Source organism: Holophagales bacterium, from assembly GCA_016719485.1.
In the GTDB taxonomy this organism is placed as follows: domain Bacteria; phylum Acidobacteriota; class Thermoanaerobaculia; order UBA5066; family UBA5066; genus UBA5066.
This window is the reverse complement of sequence record JADJZB010000026.1, coordinates 35,194-49,660: the sequence shown is the minus strand read 5'-3', so window position 1 is coordinate 49,660 and position 14,467 is coordinate 35,194. Positions and strand designations below refer to the sequence as shown.

Below are 14,467 nucleotides of genomic sequence, written 5' to 3'. Positions count from 1 at the left end.
CCCGTCAGGCATTTCCCTTGCGATGACCTCGCCCGCGAGGAAATCGCGGATGTTGAAGATCACGGTCAGTCCGAGGCCGAAGAAGTCCGAATGAAGCTCGAGGGGGACCTCGCCGGGACGTGGGTCTCCGACCTCGAGGAGTGCTGGCGCACGACGCGCAACACCACTGCCGGGAAGACAGCCTGGCTGGACCTCACCGGCGTCGACCGCGTCGATGATGCCGGTCGATACCTCCTGGCGCTGATCCACGGGACCGGCGCCCGGATGGTGGCGACGGGTGTCGCGATGACGGCTCTCCTCGATTCGATCGGCCGGGACTGGCCGGCGAGTCGCATCGAAGGTCCGGGCCGGGCCGCACTCCCGTCGCCCCGGACGCCACGCCCGGGCCGCGAGGGCTCGGGCGGCCGCTCTTTCTGACCTCGACAGATTTCGATGGAGAACTCGATGAAACACCGCTTCCGCTCGTTTCCGATCCTCTCGTTCGTCGCCGCCGTCGCGGCGCTGACGGCCGGCTGCGGCAAGCCTCCGGCCGGACGGCAAATGGGCCCGGCCGAGGTCGGCGTCGTCACGGTCGGCCCCGAGAGGGTCGTCCTGACGACCGAGCTCCCCGGCCGGACGTCGCCCTACCTCGTCGCCGAGGTCCGCCCCCAGGTGAACGGGCTCATCCGGGAGCGGGCCTTCGAGGAGGGCACGGACGTGAAGGCGGGCGCGCTCCTCTACCAGATCGACCCGGCCCCCTACCAGGCAGCGTACGACCAGGCGAAGGCGTCGCTCGCGATGGCCGAGGCGAACCTCCCGGCCGCCCGCTCCGCGCCGAGCGGCTGAAGGGGCTCGTCGAGATCCGGGCCGCGGGCCAGCAGGACTACGACGACGCGGCCGCGGCGGCCCTGCAGGCCGAGGCGAGCGTCGCGGCCGCGAAGGCCGCGGTCGACAGCGCCCGCGTCAACCTCTCCTACACGCCGATCCGCGCGCCGATCTCGGGCCGCACGGGGAGGTCGAGCGTGACCGTCGGCGCTCTCGTGACGGCCTACCAGCCCGTCCCGCTCGCGACCGTCCAGCAGCTCGACCCGATCTACGTCGACGTCGTCCAGTCGTCGGCCGAGCTCCTGCGCCTCCGGCAGGGGTTCCGGACGGGCGGCCTCACCCGGAACGACTCCTCGTGGAGCAAGGTCAAGCTCGTTCTCGAGGACGGGACGCCCTACGGGCGCGAAGGAAAGCTCAAGTTCCAGGACGTGACGGTCGACCCGACGACGGGTTCGGTCAGCGTCCGGATGGTCTTTCCGAATCCCGACCACGTTCTCCTCCCCGGGATGTTCGTCCGCGCGATCCTCGAGGAGGGCGTCCGGACGGACGCGATGCTCGTGCCCCAGCAGGGCGTCTCGCGTGACCAGAAGGGAGAACCCTACTGCCTCGTCGTCGGAGCGGATGGCAAGGCCGAGCAGAGGACGCTCGTCCTGGACCGCGCGATCGGCGACCGCTGGCTCGCCACGACAGGGCTCGCCGCCGGCGACCGCGTCATCGTCGAAGGACTGCAGCGGGTCCGTCCCGGAGCCGACGTGAAGCCGGTCCCCTTCGGGACGACGGCGAACGCGGGGCCCGCGCCCGGCGGACCCGCGAAGCCCGGGCCGGCGGCCGCGAAGTAAGGGGGCGCCATGTCCAGGTTCTTCCTTCAGCGCCCCGTCTTCGCCTGGGTCGTCGCGATCGCGATGATGCTCGCGGGGGCGATGGCGATCGTGAAGCTCCCCGTCTCCCAGTACCCGCCGATCGCTCCTCCGTCGATCTCGATCCGGGCGATGTACCCGGGAGCGGACGCCGAGACGGTCGCCGACTCGGTCGTCCAGATCATCGAGCAGAAGATGACCGGCCTCGACCGGATGCTCTACATGAGCTCGGAGGCCGACTCCTCGGGCAGCGCGAGCGTCACCCTGACCTTCGCGCCCGGCACCGACGCCGACCTCGCCTGGTCGAAGGTACAGAACAAGCTCCAGCTCGCGCTCGCGGCCCTTCCCGACGTCGTCCAGCAGACGGGCCTCACCGTCTCGAAGTCGACGCGGAACTACCTCCTCATCGTCGGCCTCGTCTCGGAGGACGGCGGCCTCACGAACGCCGACCTGAACGACTACACCGTCTCGAAGATCGAGTCGGTCCTCGGCCGCGTCCCGGGGGTGGGCGAGGTGGAGGTCTTCGGCAGCGCCTATTCCATGCGGGTCTGGCTCGACCCCGACAGGCTGACGAAATTCGGGATGACCTCGGACGAGGTCGTCGCGGGCCTGCGCGCCTACAACGTCCAGGTCTCGGCCGGCCAGCTCGGCGGGGCTCCCGCCGTGCCGGGGCAGCGCCTGAATGCGTCGATCCGGGTCCAGTCGCTCCTGAAGACGCCGGAAGAGTTCGGGGCGGTCCCGCTCCGGACGAACCCCGACGGCTCCGTCGTCAAGGTTTCCGACGTCGGGCGGACCGAGCTCGGGTCCGAGGCCCCCGACGTCGCCTTCCGCTTCAACGGCAAGCCGGCCGGCGTGCTGGCGATCCGGCAGGAGGCGGGGGCGAACGCGCTCGACACCGCGGACCGGGTCAAGGCGAAGATGGACGAGCTGTCGAAGTTCTTCCCGCCCGGCGTGAGCGTCGTCTACCCGATGGACACGACCCCGTTCGTGAGGGTCGCGATCAACGAGGTCTTCAAGGCGCTCTTCGAAGCGATCGCCCTGGTCTTCCTCGTCATGTACCTCTTCCTCGGGAACTTCCGCGCGACGCTCATCCCGACGATCGCCGTTCCCGTCGTCATTCTCGGCACCTTCGGCGTCCTCGGCGCGTTCGGCTACTCGATCAACATGCTGACGATGTTCGCGATGGTCCTCGCGATCGGCCTCCTCGTCGACGACGCGATCGTCGTGGTCGAGAACGTCGAACGGATCATGAGCGAGGAGGGGCTCTCCCCGCTCGAGGCGACCCGGAAGTCGATGGACCAGATCACGAGCGCGCTGATCGGCATCGGTCTCGTCCTCTCGGCGGTCTTCGGCCCGATGATCTTCTTCCCCGGCTCGACGGGCGTCATCTACCGGCAGTTCTCCGTCACCGTCATCTCCTCGATGCTCCTCTCGGTCGTCGTCGCCCTCGTCCTGACGCCCGTCCTCTGCGCGTCGCTCCTCAAGCCGGTGGAGAAGGGGCACGAGGCGGCGGAGAGCGGCGGAAGGCTCCTCCGGCCGTTCTTCCTCTGGTTCGACCGGGTCTTTTACAGGCTCCGCGACACCTACATGGGGTGGGTCGGGCGCGTCCTCGGCAAGCGGGCTCGCTGGGCCTTCGTCTTCCTCGCGATCGTCGGCGCGATGGCCGTCCTCTACCAGCGGATGCCGACCGGGTACCTTCCCGACGAGGACCAGGGGAACCTCATCGCGATGATCCAGCTCCCCGTCGGATCGACCCTCGAGCAGACCGAGAAGGTGATGCAGGACCTCGAGCACCACTTCCTCGTCGACCAGAAGGACGCGGTGAAGTCGTGCGGGGCGATCCGGGGGTCGGGCTTCGCGGGGCGCGGCCAGAACCAGGGGCTGATGTTCGTGAAGCTGAAGGACTGGGACCTCCGGCAGGGGCCTGGCCTGAGCGCGAAGGACGTCGCCGGCAAGGCGATGAGGGTCTTCGGGGGATACCGCGGGGCGGTCGTCTTCGTCTTCCCGCCCCCGGCCGTCACCGAGCTCGGTGTCGCGACCGGCTTCGACCTCTACGTCCAGGACCGCGGCGACCTCGCACACGAAGGGCTCACGAAAGCGGTGAACGAGCTCCTCGACCTGGCAAACAAGGACCCGCGACTCGCCCGCGTCCGCCTGAACGGCATGCCCGACGTGCCGCAGTACAAGGTCGACATCGACTGGGAGAAGGCGGGGGCGCTCGGCGTTCCCGTGAACGGGATCCAGCGCTACCTCTCTGCGGCCTTCGGCAGCGCCTACGTCGGCAACTTCGTCCAGGGGGGGCGCGTCAAGCGCGTCTACGCCCAGGCCGACGCTCCCTTCCGGATGCTCCCGGAGGACCTCCACCGGCTTCACGTGAAGAACGGGCAGGGACGGATGGTGCCTCTCTCGGCCGTCGCCTCGGGCCGGTGGGTCTCCGGTCCCCCGCGCCTCCAGCGCTACAACGCCTTCCCCGCGATGAACATCCAGGGCGAGCCGGCGCCGGGGCACAGCTCGGGCGAGGCGATGAACGCCATGGAAGAGCTCATCGCGAAGCTCCCTTCCGGAGTCGGCCACGAGTGGACGGGCCTCTCCTACCAGCAGCGGATGTCCGAGTCCCAGGCCGGGCTCCTCTACGCGTTCTCGATCCTCGCCATCTTCCTCGTCCTCGCCGCGCTCTACGAGAGCTGGACGGTCCCGATCTCGATCGTCCTCGCCCTCCCGCTCGGCGTCATCGGCGGCGTCATCGCCTCCTCGACGCGAGGGATGGCGAACGACGTCTACTTCCAGATCGGCCTCCTCACCGTCCTCGGCCTGACGACGAAGAACGCGATCCTCATCGTCCAGTTCGCGGTCCAGAACCGCGAAAAGGGGATGGGCCTCGTCGAGGCGACGATGGAGGCGGCCAAGACGCGCCTGCGCCCGATCGTCATGACGTCCCTGGCCTTCGGCTTCGGCGTCCTCCCGCTCGCGCTCGCGACCGGCGCCGGCGCCGGCGCGCAGAAGGCGATCGGCACGAGCGTCCTCGGCGGCATGCTGAGCGGCACCTTCCTCGCCGTCCTCCTCATCCCGCTCCTCTACGTCCTCGTCGTGAAGGTCTTCGAGAGGAAGAAGGCCGTCGAGGCGCCTCCTGTCCTCGAGACTCCGCTCCCGGCGGAGGGGAAGTGACATGAACCGCAAGCTGATCCCGCACGCATCCGCCCTCTTCTCGGCGACGCTCCTTCTCGGCGGCTGCACGATGATCCCGGAGTACGAACGGCCGGCGCTGCCGGTGGCGGACTCTTTCAGGGAGGCGGCCGGCGCCGGGGCCACCGCCCCCACCGCCCCCGCGGAGACCGAATCGGTTCCTGCCGCTCTGCCGGCGGTCCGGGACGTCCCCTGGCAGGAGTTCTTCACCGACGCGCGCCTCAGGTCCGTCATCGACCTCGCGCTCGCCAGCAACCGCGACCTCAGGGTCTCGACCCTCAACGTCGAGCGGGTCGCGGCCCTCTACCGGATCCAGCGCTCCGAGCTCTTCCCGACGATCGGCGTCCAGGCGACGGGCGAGAGGTACCGGATTCCGGAAAGCATCGGCAAGGACGGGCAGGCGAGCACCAGCTCGTCCTACACCGTCGGCCTCGGCATGGCCTCGTGGGAGCTCGACCTCTTCGGGCGCATCCGGAGCCTGAACGCCCGTTCCCTCGAGCAGTACCTCGCTACCGAGGAGGCCCGGCGGGGCGCGCAGACATCCCTCGTCGCCGCGGTCGCCGGCACCTGGCTGAGCCTTGCGGCCAGCGAGGAGAACCTCCGGATCTCGAGGGCGACGCTGGCGGCGCAGCAGGATTCCTACGGGTTGATCCGCCAGAGCCGCGACGCGGGAATCGGCTCCGACCTCGAGCTCAGCCAGGCGCAGAGCCAGGTGGAGGCGGCCCGCGCGGCCGTCGCCTCCTTCACCGGCGCCGTCGCGGTTTCGCGCAACGCGCTCGATCTCCTCGCCGGCACGCCCGTCCCGGCCGACTTCCTCCCGGAGCGGCTCGTCGCCGTGACGGACCCGAAAGGGCTCGAGGCCGGCCTGCCTTCGGACGTCCTCCTCCGCCGGCCCGACATCCTCGCCGCCGAGCACCTCCTCCGTGGCGCGAACGCGAACATCGGCGCGGCCCGGGCGGCGTTCTTCCCGCGGATCTCCCTCACGGCCGGCTTCGGCACCTCGAGCCCCGACCTCGACGGCCTCTTCAAGTCCGGGACGAACGTCTGGAGCTTCGCGGGGCAGATCGTCTCCCCGCTCTTCGCGAGCGGCTCCCTCATCGCGAACCTCAAGGTCTCGAAGCTGGACCGCGAGATCGCGGTCGCGACCTACGAGAAGGCGATCCAGACCGCCTTCGCCGAGGTGAACGACGGCCTTACGCTCCGGACGACGCTCGTTACGCAGAGGGACGCCCAGGAGGCCCTCGTGAAGTCACTCGAGGACTTTTCGAGGCTTTCCGACGCCCGCTTCAAGGCGGGCCTCGACGGTTACCTCGGCGTCCTCGTCGCCCAGCAGGCGCTCTTCAACGCCCAGCGGGGGGCGGTCGGCGTCCGCCTCGCCGAGCAGGCGAACCTCGTGACGCTCTACAAGGTCCTCGGCGGCGGGGTGTGAGGCGCCGGTTCCCGGCGCCCCCCCCCGCCCCCCTCCGGGGGGGGGCCCGGGCCCGGGGGGGGGGGCCCCCGCGGCCCCCGCCGCCCCCCCCCGCCCCGCCCCCCCCCCCCCCCCCCCCCCCCCCCCGGCCCCCCGTCAGCGCGCGCCCTTGCCGCTGAGGACCGTCGGGATCGTCCGGAGGAGGATCTTGAAGTCGAGCGTGAGCGACCAGTTGTCGATGTAGGCGAGGTCGAGCTCCATCCACTGGTCGAAGCTCGGCAGGTCGCTCCGCCCGGAGACCTGCCACAGGCCCGTGAGGCCCGGCTTCATCGAGAGACGGCGCCGCTGCCACTTCTCGTAGCGGGAGACCTCTTCAGGGAGCGGCGGGCGCGGGCCGACGAGCGACATCTCGCCCTTCAGGACGTTCCAGAGCTGCGGGAGCTCGTCGAGGGAGAAGCGGCGCAGGAAGCGGCCGAAGGCCGTGACGCGCGGGTCGTGCGACGCCTTGAAGACGGGCCCCTCGTGTTCGTTGAGGTGCGCCACCTCGGGGAGCAGCCCCTCGGCGCCCTCGACCATCGTCCGGAGCTTGTAGAACGTGAACGGACGCCCGTTCAGGCCGCAGCGCACCTGCCGGAAGAGGACCGGGCCGTGCGAGGAGACGCGGATCAAGAGCGCCAGGAGCGCGGCGAACGGGAGGCCGACCAGGCCGAGCGTCGCGGCGATGCCGACGTCGAGGACCCGCTTGGCGAGGAGGCCGCCGGTCTCCGTGGGGGTCGTCGAGAACGTCAGGAGGGGCGTCCCGTCGAACTCCTCCAGCTCGACCTTCGCGAAGACGTGCGGGAAGAAGTCGAGGATCAGCCGCGTCTTGACCCCCATCTCCTCGCACATCAGGAAGACGTCCTCGAGCGTCTCGATGTCGCCCCGGTCGACGGCGAGGATCACCTCGTCGACCGGGAGCGAGGTGAGGATCGTCGGGAAGTCCTCGAGCGACCCGAGGACGGGGAGACCTCCGGCCGTCGTCCCCGCTTCCGACGACGCGGGACGCTCTCTCACGAGGCCGAGGAGACGCAGTCCCCACCACGGGTGGTCGTGGATGAGCCGGGCCATGGAGCGGGCGCGCGGCGTGTCGCCGACGAGGACGACCGTCCTGAAGTTGTAGCCCTGGGCCCGGACTTTTCGCGCCACCATCCGGACGGCGATGCGCTCGACGACCAGGAACAGGGTGTTGAAGAACGCGAAGAGCGGCAGGAAGGGCCGCGAGATGAAGTCGAGGCGGAGGCCGTAGACGAGGATCGTCAGGACGACCGTCCCGCCGAGGACGATCTTGGCGATGAGGAGCGTCTCGTCCTTGAGGCCCGACGTCCTGCGGCTCCGGTAGGCGCCGGAGAGAAAGAGGAGGCCGGTCCAGATGACGACGATCGGCCCGACGAGGACGAGGTAGACCGTGAACGGATAGAGCGCCGTCAGGCGCTCCGGAAAGAAACGGGGGAGGATCTCGCTCCGGACGAGGTACGCGGCGGCGAGGGCGCCGAGCGTCGAGGCGAGGTCGGCGGCATAGAGCGAGGCGGCGACGGCCCGGGCCTGCTGCTTCAGCATTCCTTCCCCGATGGTAGCCCGCCCGCCGGGAGGCCCCCAAGAAGCGCCTCGTAGGCGGTCGTCACGTCGTCCCAGAGGTAGCGCTCCTGCGCCCTCCGCCGGGCCGATGCCCCGAGGGCCTCGCGCCGGACGGCGTCGGGCAGGAGCGAGCCGAGGAGGCGGGTCAGCGTGGCCGGGTCCCGGGCATCCCACCAGAGGGCGGCGTCGCCGGCGACCTCGCGGTTCTCGGGGCTGTCGTGAACGAGGACCGGCCTGCCGAAGCCCATCGCCTCGATGAGGGCGGGGTGCGTTCCGCCGACCTCGGTCGCGTGGACGTAGGCCGAAGCATGTGCGAGGAGCGCCCGGTACCCCTCGCCGTAGACCGCCCCGGGGAGAAGGATGCGGGAGTCCTTCGCCGCTTCCTCTTTCAGGCGGGCGATGAACTGCTCGGCGTACGGGGCCGAGCCGACGAGGACGAGGCGCCGGTCGCCGGGTACGTCGCGGAAGGCCCGGACGACGGCGTCGGGGTTGTTCTCGGGCTCGAAGCGCGAGACGTAGAGGACGTATCCCTCGTTCTCGAGGCCGAGCCGGCCGAGGATCGAGAGATCCTCCGGCGCCTGGAGATCGGAGCCGTAGGGCACGTAGGCCGAGGCCCGGCCGTAGCGCTCGAGGTAGTAGCGGCGGATCTCCCTCGCGTCGGTGACGACGACGTCGGGGAGGACGCACGAGAGGCGCTCGGACAGGGCGTAGACGGCCTTGCCCGCCCGGTTCCACTTCCGCCTGTTCCTTTCGAGCCCGTCGACGTTCAGGAGGACGCGCGTTCCGGCGCCGAGGAGGCGCGGCAGGCGGCAGGCGAGGGCGTTGGCCCCGTTGCAGAAGAGGACGGCGTCGTACCCCTCGGCCGCCGCGTGAAGACCTGAAGTGACGCCGTGGACGACCGTCTCGAGGTACTTGTGCCTCACCGTCGGCGCGAAGACGACACGCACGCCGTGAAAAGACGCGAGCTCCTCCCGCACGCAGCCGCGCCGGGCGTAGACCGTGACGTCGTGGCCGCGCCGGGCGAGCCGCACCGAGAGCTCCTCGGCGAGCGTCTCGAACCCGCCGTACGCCGCGGGGACGCCGCGCGTCCCGAGGATGGCGACCCTCACGCGTCCAGGTCCGGAATCCGCGCGCCGCCCGGGTCGGGGCCGAACCAGCGCAGGAGCGCGCGGTCGGAGACCGTGCGCCGCCCGAGGATCTCGCGGCGTTTCGCCAGGAGACGCGTCCGGTTGCGCGCGAGCCATCGAAGCGCCTCGAGGGAGGTCCGCTCGACGGTGAGGCACCCCCCGACGACGACGGCGTCCCGCGCGAACGTGAGGGGAAAGGTCGCGCGGAGGTGGTCGGAGCCGGCGTTGTTGACCCGGAGGAGGAAGCGGTTCTTGACGGAGTGGAGGTTCGCGAGGACGGACATCGCACGGCGCCGCTCGGGGAGGCTGCGCCGGCGGTGCCAGGCGACCGCGGCCGGCTGGCAGCGGGCGGACCAGCCGCGCCCGCGCAGGCGCCAGGCGAGGTCGACGTCCTCGCGGTAGACGAAGAAGTCGTCGTCGAACCAGCCGGTCGAGATCTTCACGTCCTCGAGCGCGGCGACCCTGTAGAGCGCGACGCACCCCGAGACGCCGAAGACCTCGGCGGGCCGGTCCCACCGCCCGGTGTCGGGGTCGCCCGCGCCGACGTCGAAGTGCCGTCCGCTCCGCGTCATCCGGATGCCGGCGGTGTCGACGACGGTCGTCGGCTCGAGATCCGGCCCGTCGGCACGCAGGATCTTTCCGGTCAGGGCGCCCACCCACTCGTGCCCGGGGCGCCCCGCGTCGGCCAGGAGCGACTCGAGGTAGTCCGGGGCGAGCACGACGTCGGCGTTCAGGACGAGGACCCATTCGGCCCCTCGCGCGACGGCCTTGCCGATCCCGACGTTGTGGCCTCCGGTGAAGCCGAGGTTCTCGCGCGAGGCGACGATCTCCATCGGCACCGGGGCGAGCTTCTTCGCCGCGGCGAGGGACGCGCGCGTGCCGTCTTCGGAGCGGTTGTCGACGGCGACGAGCTCGAAGTCCCGGTAGGTCTGGGCGAAGAGGGTGGGCAGGAGGCGCTCCGTGTCGCGGGACTCGTCGTGCGTGACGAGCGAGACGAGGACGCGCGCCACTCAGACCTTCTCCGGCAGGAGAGCGCTCCTGAAGCCGAAGCCGACGAGGCCCCTCAGGACGCGGAGGTAGGCACGGGCGGCCTCGGGGCGCGCGTGGTCTCCCCGGACGACGGGGAGGAGGGCGAGGCGGAGGATCGCCCCGGCGGCGAGGACGATCCGGGCCGCGGCGCGCGACGGCAACCCCGCGTGCCGCCGGAGGTATCGGAGGAGGTTCCGCGTGTAGAGCGGGAGGTAGTCGTCGTAAGGAAGCGCGCGCATCGTGGTGCCGCCGACGTGGCTCGCGCGAGCCGCGGGGACGAAGCGGATACGGTACCCCGATTCGAGGATCTTCGCGCAGAGGTCGACGTCCTCGAACCAGGCCGGGGCGAAGGCGGGGTCGAATCCGCCGACCTGGGCGAAGACCGAGGCCCGGACGAGGAGGGCAGCGGCCGCCGGCTGCTCCACGTCGAACGGTGCGCGCCGGTCCCGGTCGAGGTAGCGCTCCCGGAGGAATCCCCGGTTCCGGGGGAAGAGGCGGTTCACGAGGAAGGCTTCCCGGGCGAGAGAGCCGAGCGAGGGGAGGCGCCGGAGCTGGAACGCTTCCTGTCCGTCCCCCTCGAGCGCAGGCGCCGTGGCAGCGACGCCAGGGTCGGCGTCCAGCTCGGCGAGGAGGGCCTCGAGGGAGGCCGGGCCGTCGAGGAGCGCGGCGTCGGGATTCAGGAAGAGGAGCGTCTCCGCGGGCGGGAGGCCGTCGACCTCGCCGGCGCCGAGGTTGCACGCGGGGCCGAATCCCCTGTTCCCGGCGAGCCGCACGACGACGGCCCCGGCCCGTTCGGCCTCCGAAGCCGAGGCGTCCGTCGAGGCGTTGTCGACGACGACGACCCGGGCGGGAGCGGGAACCGACGCGGCAGCCCGGCCGACGAGCCCTTCCGAGTTCCAGGAGACGACGACGGCCCTCACGCGGGCCCGATCGGCGATCACTCGGGAAGCCTCGTCAGGAGCGGGAGGGCCCGGCGTGCGGCCCGGTCCTCCGCGAGGTTCGCGAAGACTCCCAGGGCCGCCCCGGCCACCGCGCCCAGCGCCCTCGCCAGGCCGAGCTCGAGAACGGCGTCCCTGAGGGCGGGGAGCGGCAGCGGGTGGCGTAGGAGCGTCCTGAAGCGAGCCGTGGCCGAGAGGTTGCGCCGCAGCGTCCGGACCCTGTTCTGGAACAGGAGCCGCCACTTGAGACCGGGAGTACGCCGGCCGGTGGCCGAGCCGACGTGGCGCGCCCGCGCGGAGGGAACGCAGGCGAATCGCCCCCCGGCGCGCAGGAGGCGAAGCGCCAGGTCGGCGTCCTCGTACCAGGCGAAGAACGACCCGGCGAATCCCCCGGCCCGCTCGAAGTCGCGGCGCCGGAAGACCGGGGCCGTGCCGGAGACGCCCGCCACCGGGAAGGGCGGCACGTCGGCGGCGGGAGGCGGCGCGCCGTGCCCGCGCTGGACGGCTTCGCGGCGCCTGTTCCAGGCGATGCCGAGGCCGTCCACGAGCCGTCCCCCGGCGTCCAGGACGACGCCCTGGACGGCGGACAGGCCCGGGTCGGCCTCGAGCGCCGCGATGCAGGCGGCGAGGTAGCCCGGCGCCAGGACGGCGTCGTTGTTGACGAAAGCGACGTAGGGGAGGGCCTTCATGCGGGCGTCGACGGCCCCGGCGTTCGAGGCGGGGGCGAATCCCCGGTTCGTCCCGAGGGGCAGGACGACGACGCCGGCGCGGTCCGCGAGCCGCCGGAGCTCCGCCGCCTCTGAGCCGTTGTCGACGACGACGATCCTCGCGGCTCCCTGCCCGTCGAGGGCGTCGAGACAGGAATCGAGGAGCGCTCCCCCGTTCCAGTTCACGACGACGACTCCGGCGGGAAGCCTCTCCATCGGGCGGATTATCGGGGCCGCCGTAGAATTCGCCTCCCATGCTGGCTCGAGATTTCCTCCGCACGCACTTCACCGAGATACCCCACCTCCTGCGCAGCAGGACGTTCGATGCCGGGTCCCTGTCGCGCTGGGGGGAGCTGGACGCCGAGCGCCGCCACGTCCTGACCATCGTCGAGGCGATGAAAGCGGAACGGAACACGCTTTCGGCCGAGGTGGGCCGCAAGAAGAAGGCGAAGGAAGACGCCACCGCCGAGATGGATCGGGCGAAGGCTCTCGGCGTTTCCGTCGCGGCGCAGGAGAAGAGGGTCGAGGAGATCGAGAGCGAGTTCTTCGCCATCGAGCAGGCCCTGCCGAACGTCCCGCACGAGAGCGTTCCCGAGGGGGAGGACGAGACCGGCAACACCGTCCTGAAGACGTGGGGCGAGCCGGGGGCCTTCTCGTTCACGCCGAGGCCCCACTGGGAGATCGGACCCGACCTCGGCATCCTGGACTTCGAGCGGGCGGCCAAGGTCACCGGTGCGCGCTTCACCGTCCTCTCGGGAGAGGCCTCGCTCCTCTCTCGCGCGCTGATCGCCTTCATGCTCGACCTCCATACCCGCGAGCACGGCTACCGCGAGGTCCTGCCGCCGTTCATCGTGAACGCCGCGTCGCTCTTCGGGACCGGTCAGCTCCCGAAGTTCGAGGCGGACCTCTTCCGCCTGCAGGGGACCGACTGGTACCTCGCCCCGACGGCCGAGGTGCCCGTCACGAACCTCCACCGCGACGAGGTCCTTCGGGACGAGCAGCTCCCGATCTCCTACTGCGCCTACACCCCCTGCTTTCGCGCCGAGGCCGGAGCGGCGGGGAAGGACACCCGGGGGCTCATTCGCCAGCACCAGTTCGACAAGGTCGAGCTCGTGAAGTTCACCCGGGCCGAGGACTCCCCCGCGGCGCACGAGCAGCTGACCCGCGACGCCGAGACCGTCCTGGAGCGGCTCGAGCTGCCGTACCGTCGCGTCGTCCTGTGCCGCGGCGACATGGGGTTCGCCTCGGCGAAGACCTACGACCTGGAGGTCTGGCTGCCGGGGCAGAACGCCTACCGCGAGATCTCCTCCTGCTCGAACTTCGAGGCGTTCCAGGCCCGCCGGGCCGCGATCCGCGTGAAGAGGGCGGGCGCGGACGGGAAGACGCGCAACGAGTACGTCCACACGCTCAACGGGTCGGGCCTGGCGGTGGGGCGGACGCTCGTCGCGATCCTCGAGAACTTCCAGCGGGAGGACGGGTCGGTCGGGATCCCGGCAGCACTCCGGCCGTACTGCGGAGGGCTCTCCGAGATCCGACGGCCCGGCTGAGGTAATATTCGCGCCCCGCGGGAAGCGGACAGGTGGGAGAGTGGCTTAATCCAACGGTTTGCTAAACCGTCGTAGGCCTTAAAAGCCTACCGGGGGTTCGAATCCCCCCCTGTCCGCCAGTTCCTCCGCCGGAGGAGTGGCCGAGTGGTTTAAGGCGGCGGTCTTGAAAACCGTTGAGCTGCAAGGCTCCGGGGGTTCGAATCCCTCCTCCTCCGCCACCCCCCTCCGTGTCAAGATTCGATCGCAGCCGTGGCCGAGTTCCGCCCCCGCGTCCTCGTCGTCGACGACGACCCACTCTCGAGGAGGATCCTCGAGCAGGCCCTCGGCACTGCGGGGTGCGACGTCGACTCGGCGGCCGACGGACAGGAGGCTCTCGCGAAGGTGAGGAGCCGCCGGCCCGACGTCGTCGTGACGGACTGGCAGATGCCCCGAATGGACGGCTTGACCCTCTGCCGGATCCTCAAGGGCAGCGACGAGACGCGATTCACGCACGTCCTCATGCTGTCGGCCCGGGGGGAAACGGAAGCGAAGGTCACGGGCCTCGAGACCGGTGCGGACGACTACCTCGTCAAGCCTGTGGACCCGGTCGAGCTGAACGCCCGGGTGAGGGTGGGGCTGCGGCTCCAGAAGGCCCTCGGCGAGCTGGCGGCCAAGAACGAGATCCTGGAGAAGCTCGCGCTGACCGACGCCCTGACGGGCCTGGCGAACCGGCGGGCGTTCCTGGATGCTCTCGATGCAGAGGTGGCCCGCGTCGCCCGCCACGAGCGCCCGGCGAGCCTTCTGTTCATGGACCTCGACGAGTTCAAGCGCGTGAACGACACCCACGGCCACGCCGTCGGGGACGAGGTCCTCGCGGGCTTCTCGCGGGTCCTGAACCGGTGCTGCCGGAAGGGAGATCTCGCCGCCCGGATCGGGGGGGAGGAGTTCGCGGTCCTCCTGCCGATGACGGGCCGTGTCGGCGCAGCCCTCGTCGCGGAGCGGATCCGCCGGGCGACGGAGGCCCTTCCCCTCGGCCAGAGCGTCGACGTGGCCCTGACCGTCTCGATCGGGGTCGCCTCCACCGAGGACTCCCCGAAGCCTCTCGAGGCGGCCGTGCTCCTCGGACGCGCGGACGAAGCCCTCTACCGGGCCAAGGCGGGCGGGCGCAACCGGGTCGCCGCCGGCTGAGGCCTCCCGGGCCGCCGTAACACCCTCGAATCGGGGGCTTTCCGTCCCGGGTGGCCCCCCGGTCGGGAAACTCGGGAGGGCCTTCC

10 protein-coding genes, 2 tRNA genes and 1 pseudogene are annotated in these 14,467 nt (G+C 71.0%); 8 read left to right on the top strand and 5 right to left on the bottom strand.

Translation table 11 applies throughout. The features are described from left to right. The first annotated feature begins 90 nt into the window (after positions 1–90). From IPN03_18340 to IPN03_18325, 4 genes and pseudogenes are all read left to right on the top strand, one after another. The gene (locus IPN03_18340) at positions 91–417 is read left to right on the top strand and encodes a hypothetical protein (GenBank protein MBK9375619.1); all 327 of its coding nucleotides are present in this window, start codon (positions 91–93) and stop codon (positions 415–417) included. Between the two features lie 27 nt (positions 418–444). Then, a pseudogene (locus IPN03_18335) lies at positions 445–1,643 on the top strand (efflux RND transporter periplasmic adaptor subunit). 9 nt (positions 1,644–1,652) lie between these two features. After that, on the top strand, positions 1,653–4,826 hold the full coding sequence (locus tag IPN03_18330; GenBank protein ID MBK9375618.1) for an efflux RND transporter permease subunit: 3,174 nt from the start codon (positions 1,653–1,655) through the stop codon (positions 4,824–4,826). Position 4,827: 1 nt separating this feature from the next. Then, positions 4,828–6,273, top strand: coding sequence for an efflux transporter outer membrane subunit (locus IPN03_18325; protein ID MBK9375617.1), 1,446 nt, complete (start codon positions 4,828–4,830; stop codon positions 6,271–6,273). Positions 6,274–6,408: 135 nt separating this feature from the next. On the opposite strand, the gene IPN03_18320 is transcribed toward IPN03_18325, so the two are convergent. From IPN03_18320 to IPN03_18300, 5 genes are read right to left on the bottom strand one after another with little or no spacing between them, the layout of a single operon-like run. Then, positions 6,409–7,848, bottom strand: coding sequence for a sugar transferase (locus tag IPN03_18320; protein ID MBK9375616.1), 1,440 nt, complete (start codon positions 7,846–7,848; stop codon positions 6,409–6,411). Then, the gene (locus IPN03_18315; protein MBK9375615.1) at positions 7,842–8,975 is read right to left on the bottom strand and encodes a glycosyltransferase; all 1,134 of its coding nucleotides are present in this window, start codon (positions 8,973–8,975) and stop codon (positions 7,842–7,844) included. The genes IPN03_18320 and IPN03_18315 overlap by 7 nt, the downstream gene beginning before the upstream one ends. Beyond that, complete coding sequence (locus tag IPN03_18310) at positions 8,972–10,003, bottom strand: glycosyltransferase family 2 protein (protein ID MBK9375614.1); 1,032 nt, start codon at positions 10,001–10,003, stop codon at positions 8,972–8,974. The genes IPN03_18315 and IPN03_18310 overlap by 4 nt, the downstream gene beginning before the upstream one ends. Further along, complete coding sequence (locus IPN03_18305) at positions 10,004–10,963, bottom strand: glycosyltransferase (GenBank protein MBK9375613.1); 960 nt, start codon at positions 10,961–10,963, stop codon at positions 10,004–10,006. It abuts the gene before it with no gap. Further along, a complete protein-coding gene (locus IPN03_18300; GenBank protein ID MBK9375612.1) occupies positions 10,960–11,883 on the bottom strand; it encodes a glycosyltransferase family 2 protein in 924 nt (307 codons plus the stop codon). Before IPN03_18300 ends, IPN03_18305 begins: the two co-directional genes overlap by 4 nt. A 38-nt stretch (positions 11,884–11,921) precedes the next feature. Between IPN03_18300 and serS the strand changes: the two genes are divergently transcribed. The 4 genes from serS to IPN03_18280 all read left to right on the top strand — a co-directional run bounded on the left by serS (position 11,922) and on the right by IPN03_18280 (position 14,381). After that, complete coding sequence (gene serS, locus IPN03_18295; protein ID MBK9375611.1) at positions 11,922–13,214, top strand: serine--tRNA ligase; 1,293 nt, start codon at positions 11,922–11,924, stop codon at positions 13,212–13,214. Positions 13,215–13,240: 26 nt separating this feature from the next. Next, a tRNA-Ser gene (locus IPN03_18290) sits at positions 13,241–13,333 on the top strand. 11 nt (positions 13,334–13,344) lie between these two features. Next, positions 13,345–13,432, top strand: a tRNA-Ser gene (locus tag IPN03_18285). 31 nt (positions 13,433–13,463) lie between these two features. Further along, positions 13,464–14,381 carry a diguanylate cyclase gene (locus IPN03_18280; GenBank protein MBK9375610.1) on the top strand — a complete coding sequence of 306 codons (918 nt, stop codon included), beginning with the start codon at positions 13,464–13,466 and terminating at the stop codon, positions 14,379–14,381. The last annotated feature ends 86 nt before the right edge of the window (positions 14,382–14,467 follow it).

What these genes read in the sequence shown, in the direction of transcription:
- IPN03_18330 (MBK9375618.1), top strand. Translation starts at nt 1,653, where the DNA reads ATGTCCAGGTTCTTCCTTCAGCGCCCCGTCTTCGCCTGGGTCGTCGCG.
- IPN03_18325 (MBK9375617.1), top strand. Translation starts at nt 4,828, where the DNA reads ATGAACCGCAAGCTGATCCCGCACGCATCCGCCCTCTTCTCGGCGACG.
- IPN03_18320 (MBK9375616.1), bottom strand. Translation starts at nt 7,848, where the DNA reads ATGCTGAAGCAGCAGGCCCGGGCCGTCGCCGCCTCGCTCTATGCCGCC.
- serS (MBK9375611.1), top strand. Translation starts at nt 11,922, where the DNA reads ATGCTGGCTCGAGATTTCCTCCGCACGCACTTCACCGAGATACCCCAC.
- IPN03_18340 (MBK9375619.1), top strand. Translation starts at nt 91, where the DNA reads ATGAAGCTCGAGGGGGACCTCGCCGGGACGTGGGTCTCCGACCTCGAG.
- IPN03_18300 (MBK9375612.1), bottom strand. Translation starts at nt 11,883, where the DNA reads ATGGAGAGGCTTCCCGCCGGAGTCGTCGTCGTGAACTGGAACGGGGGA.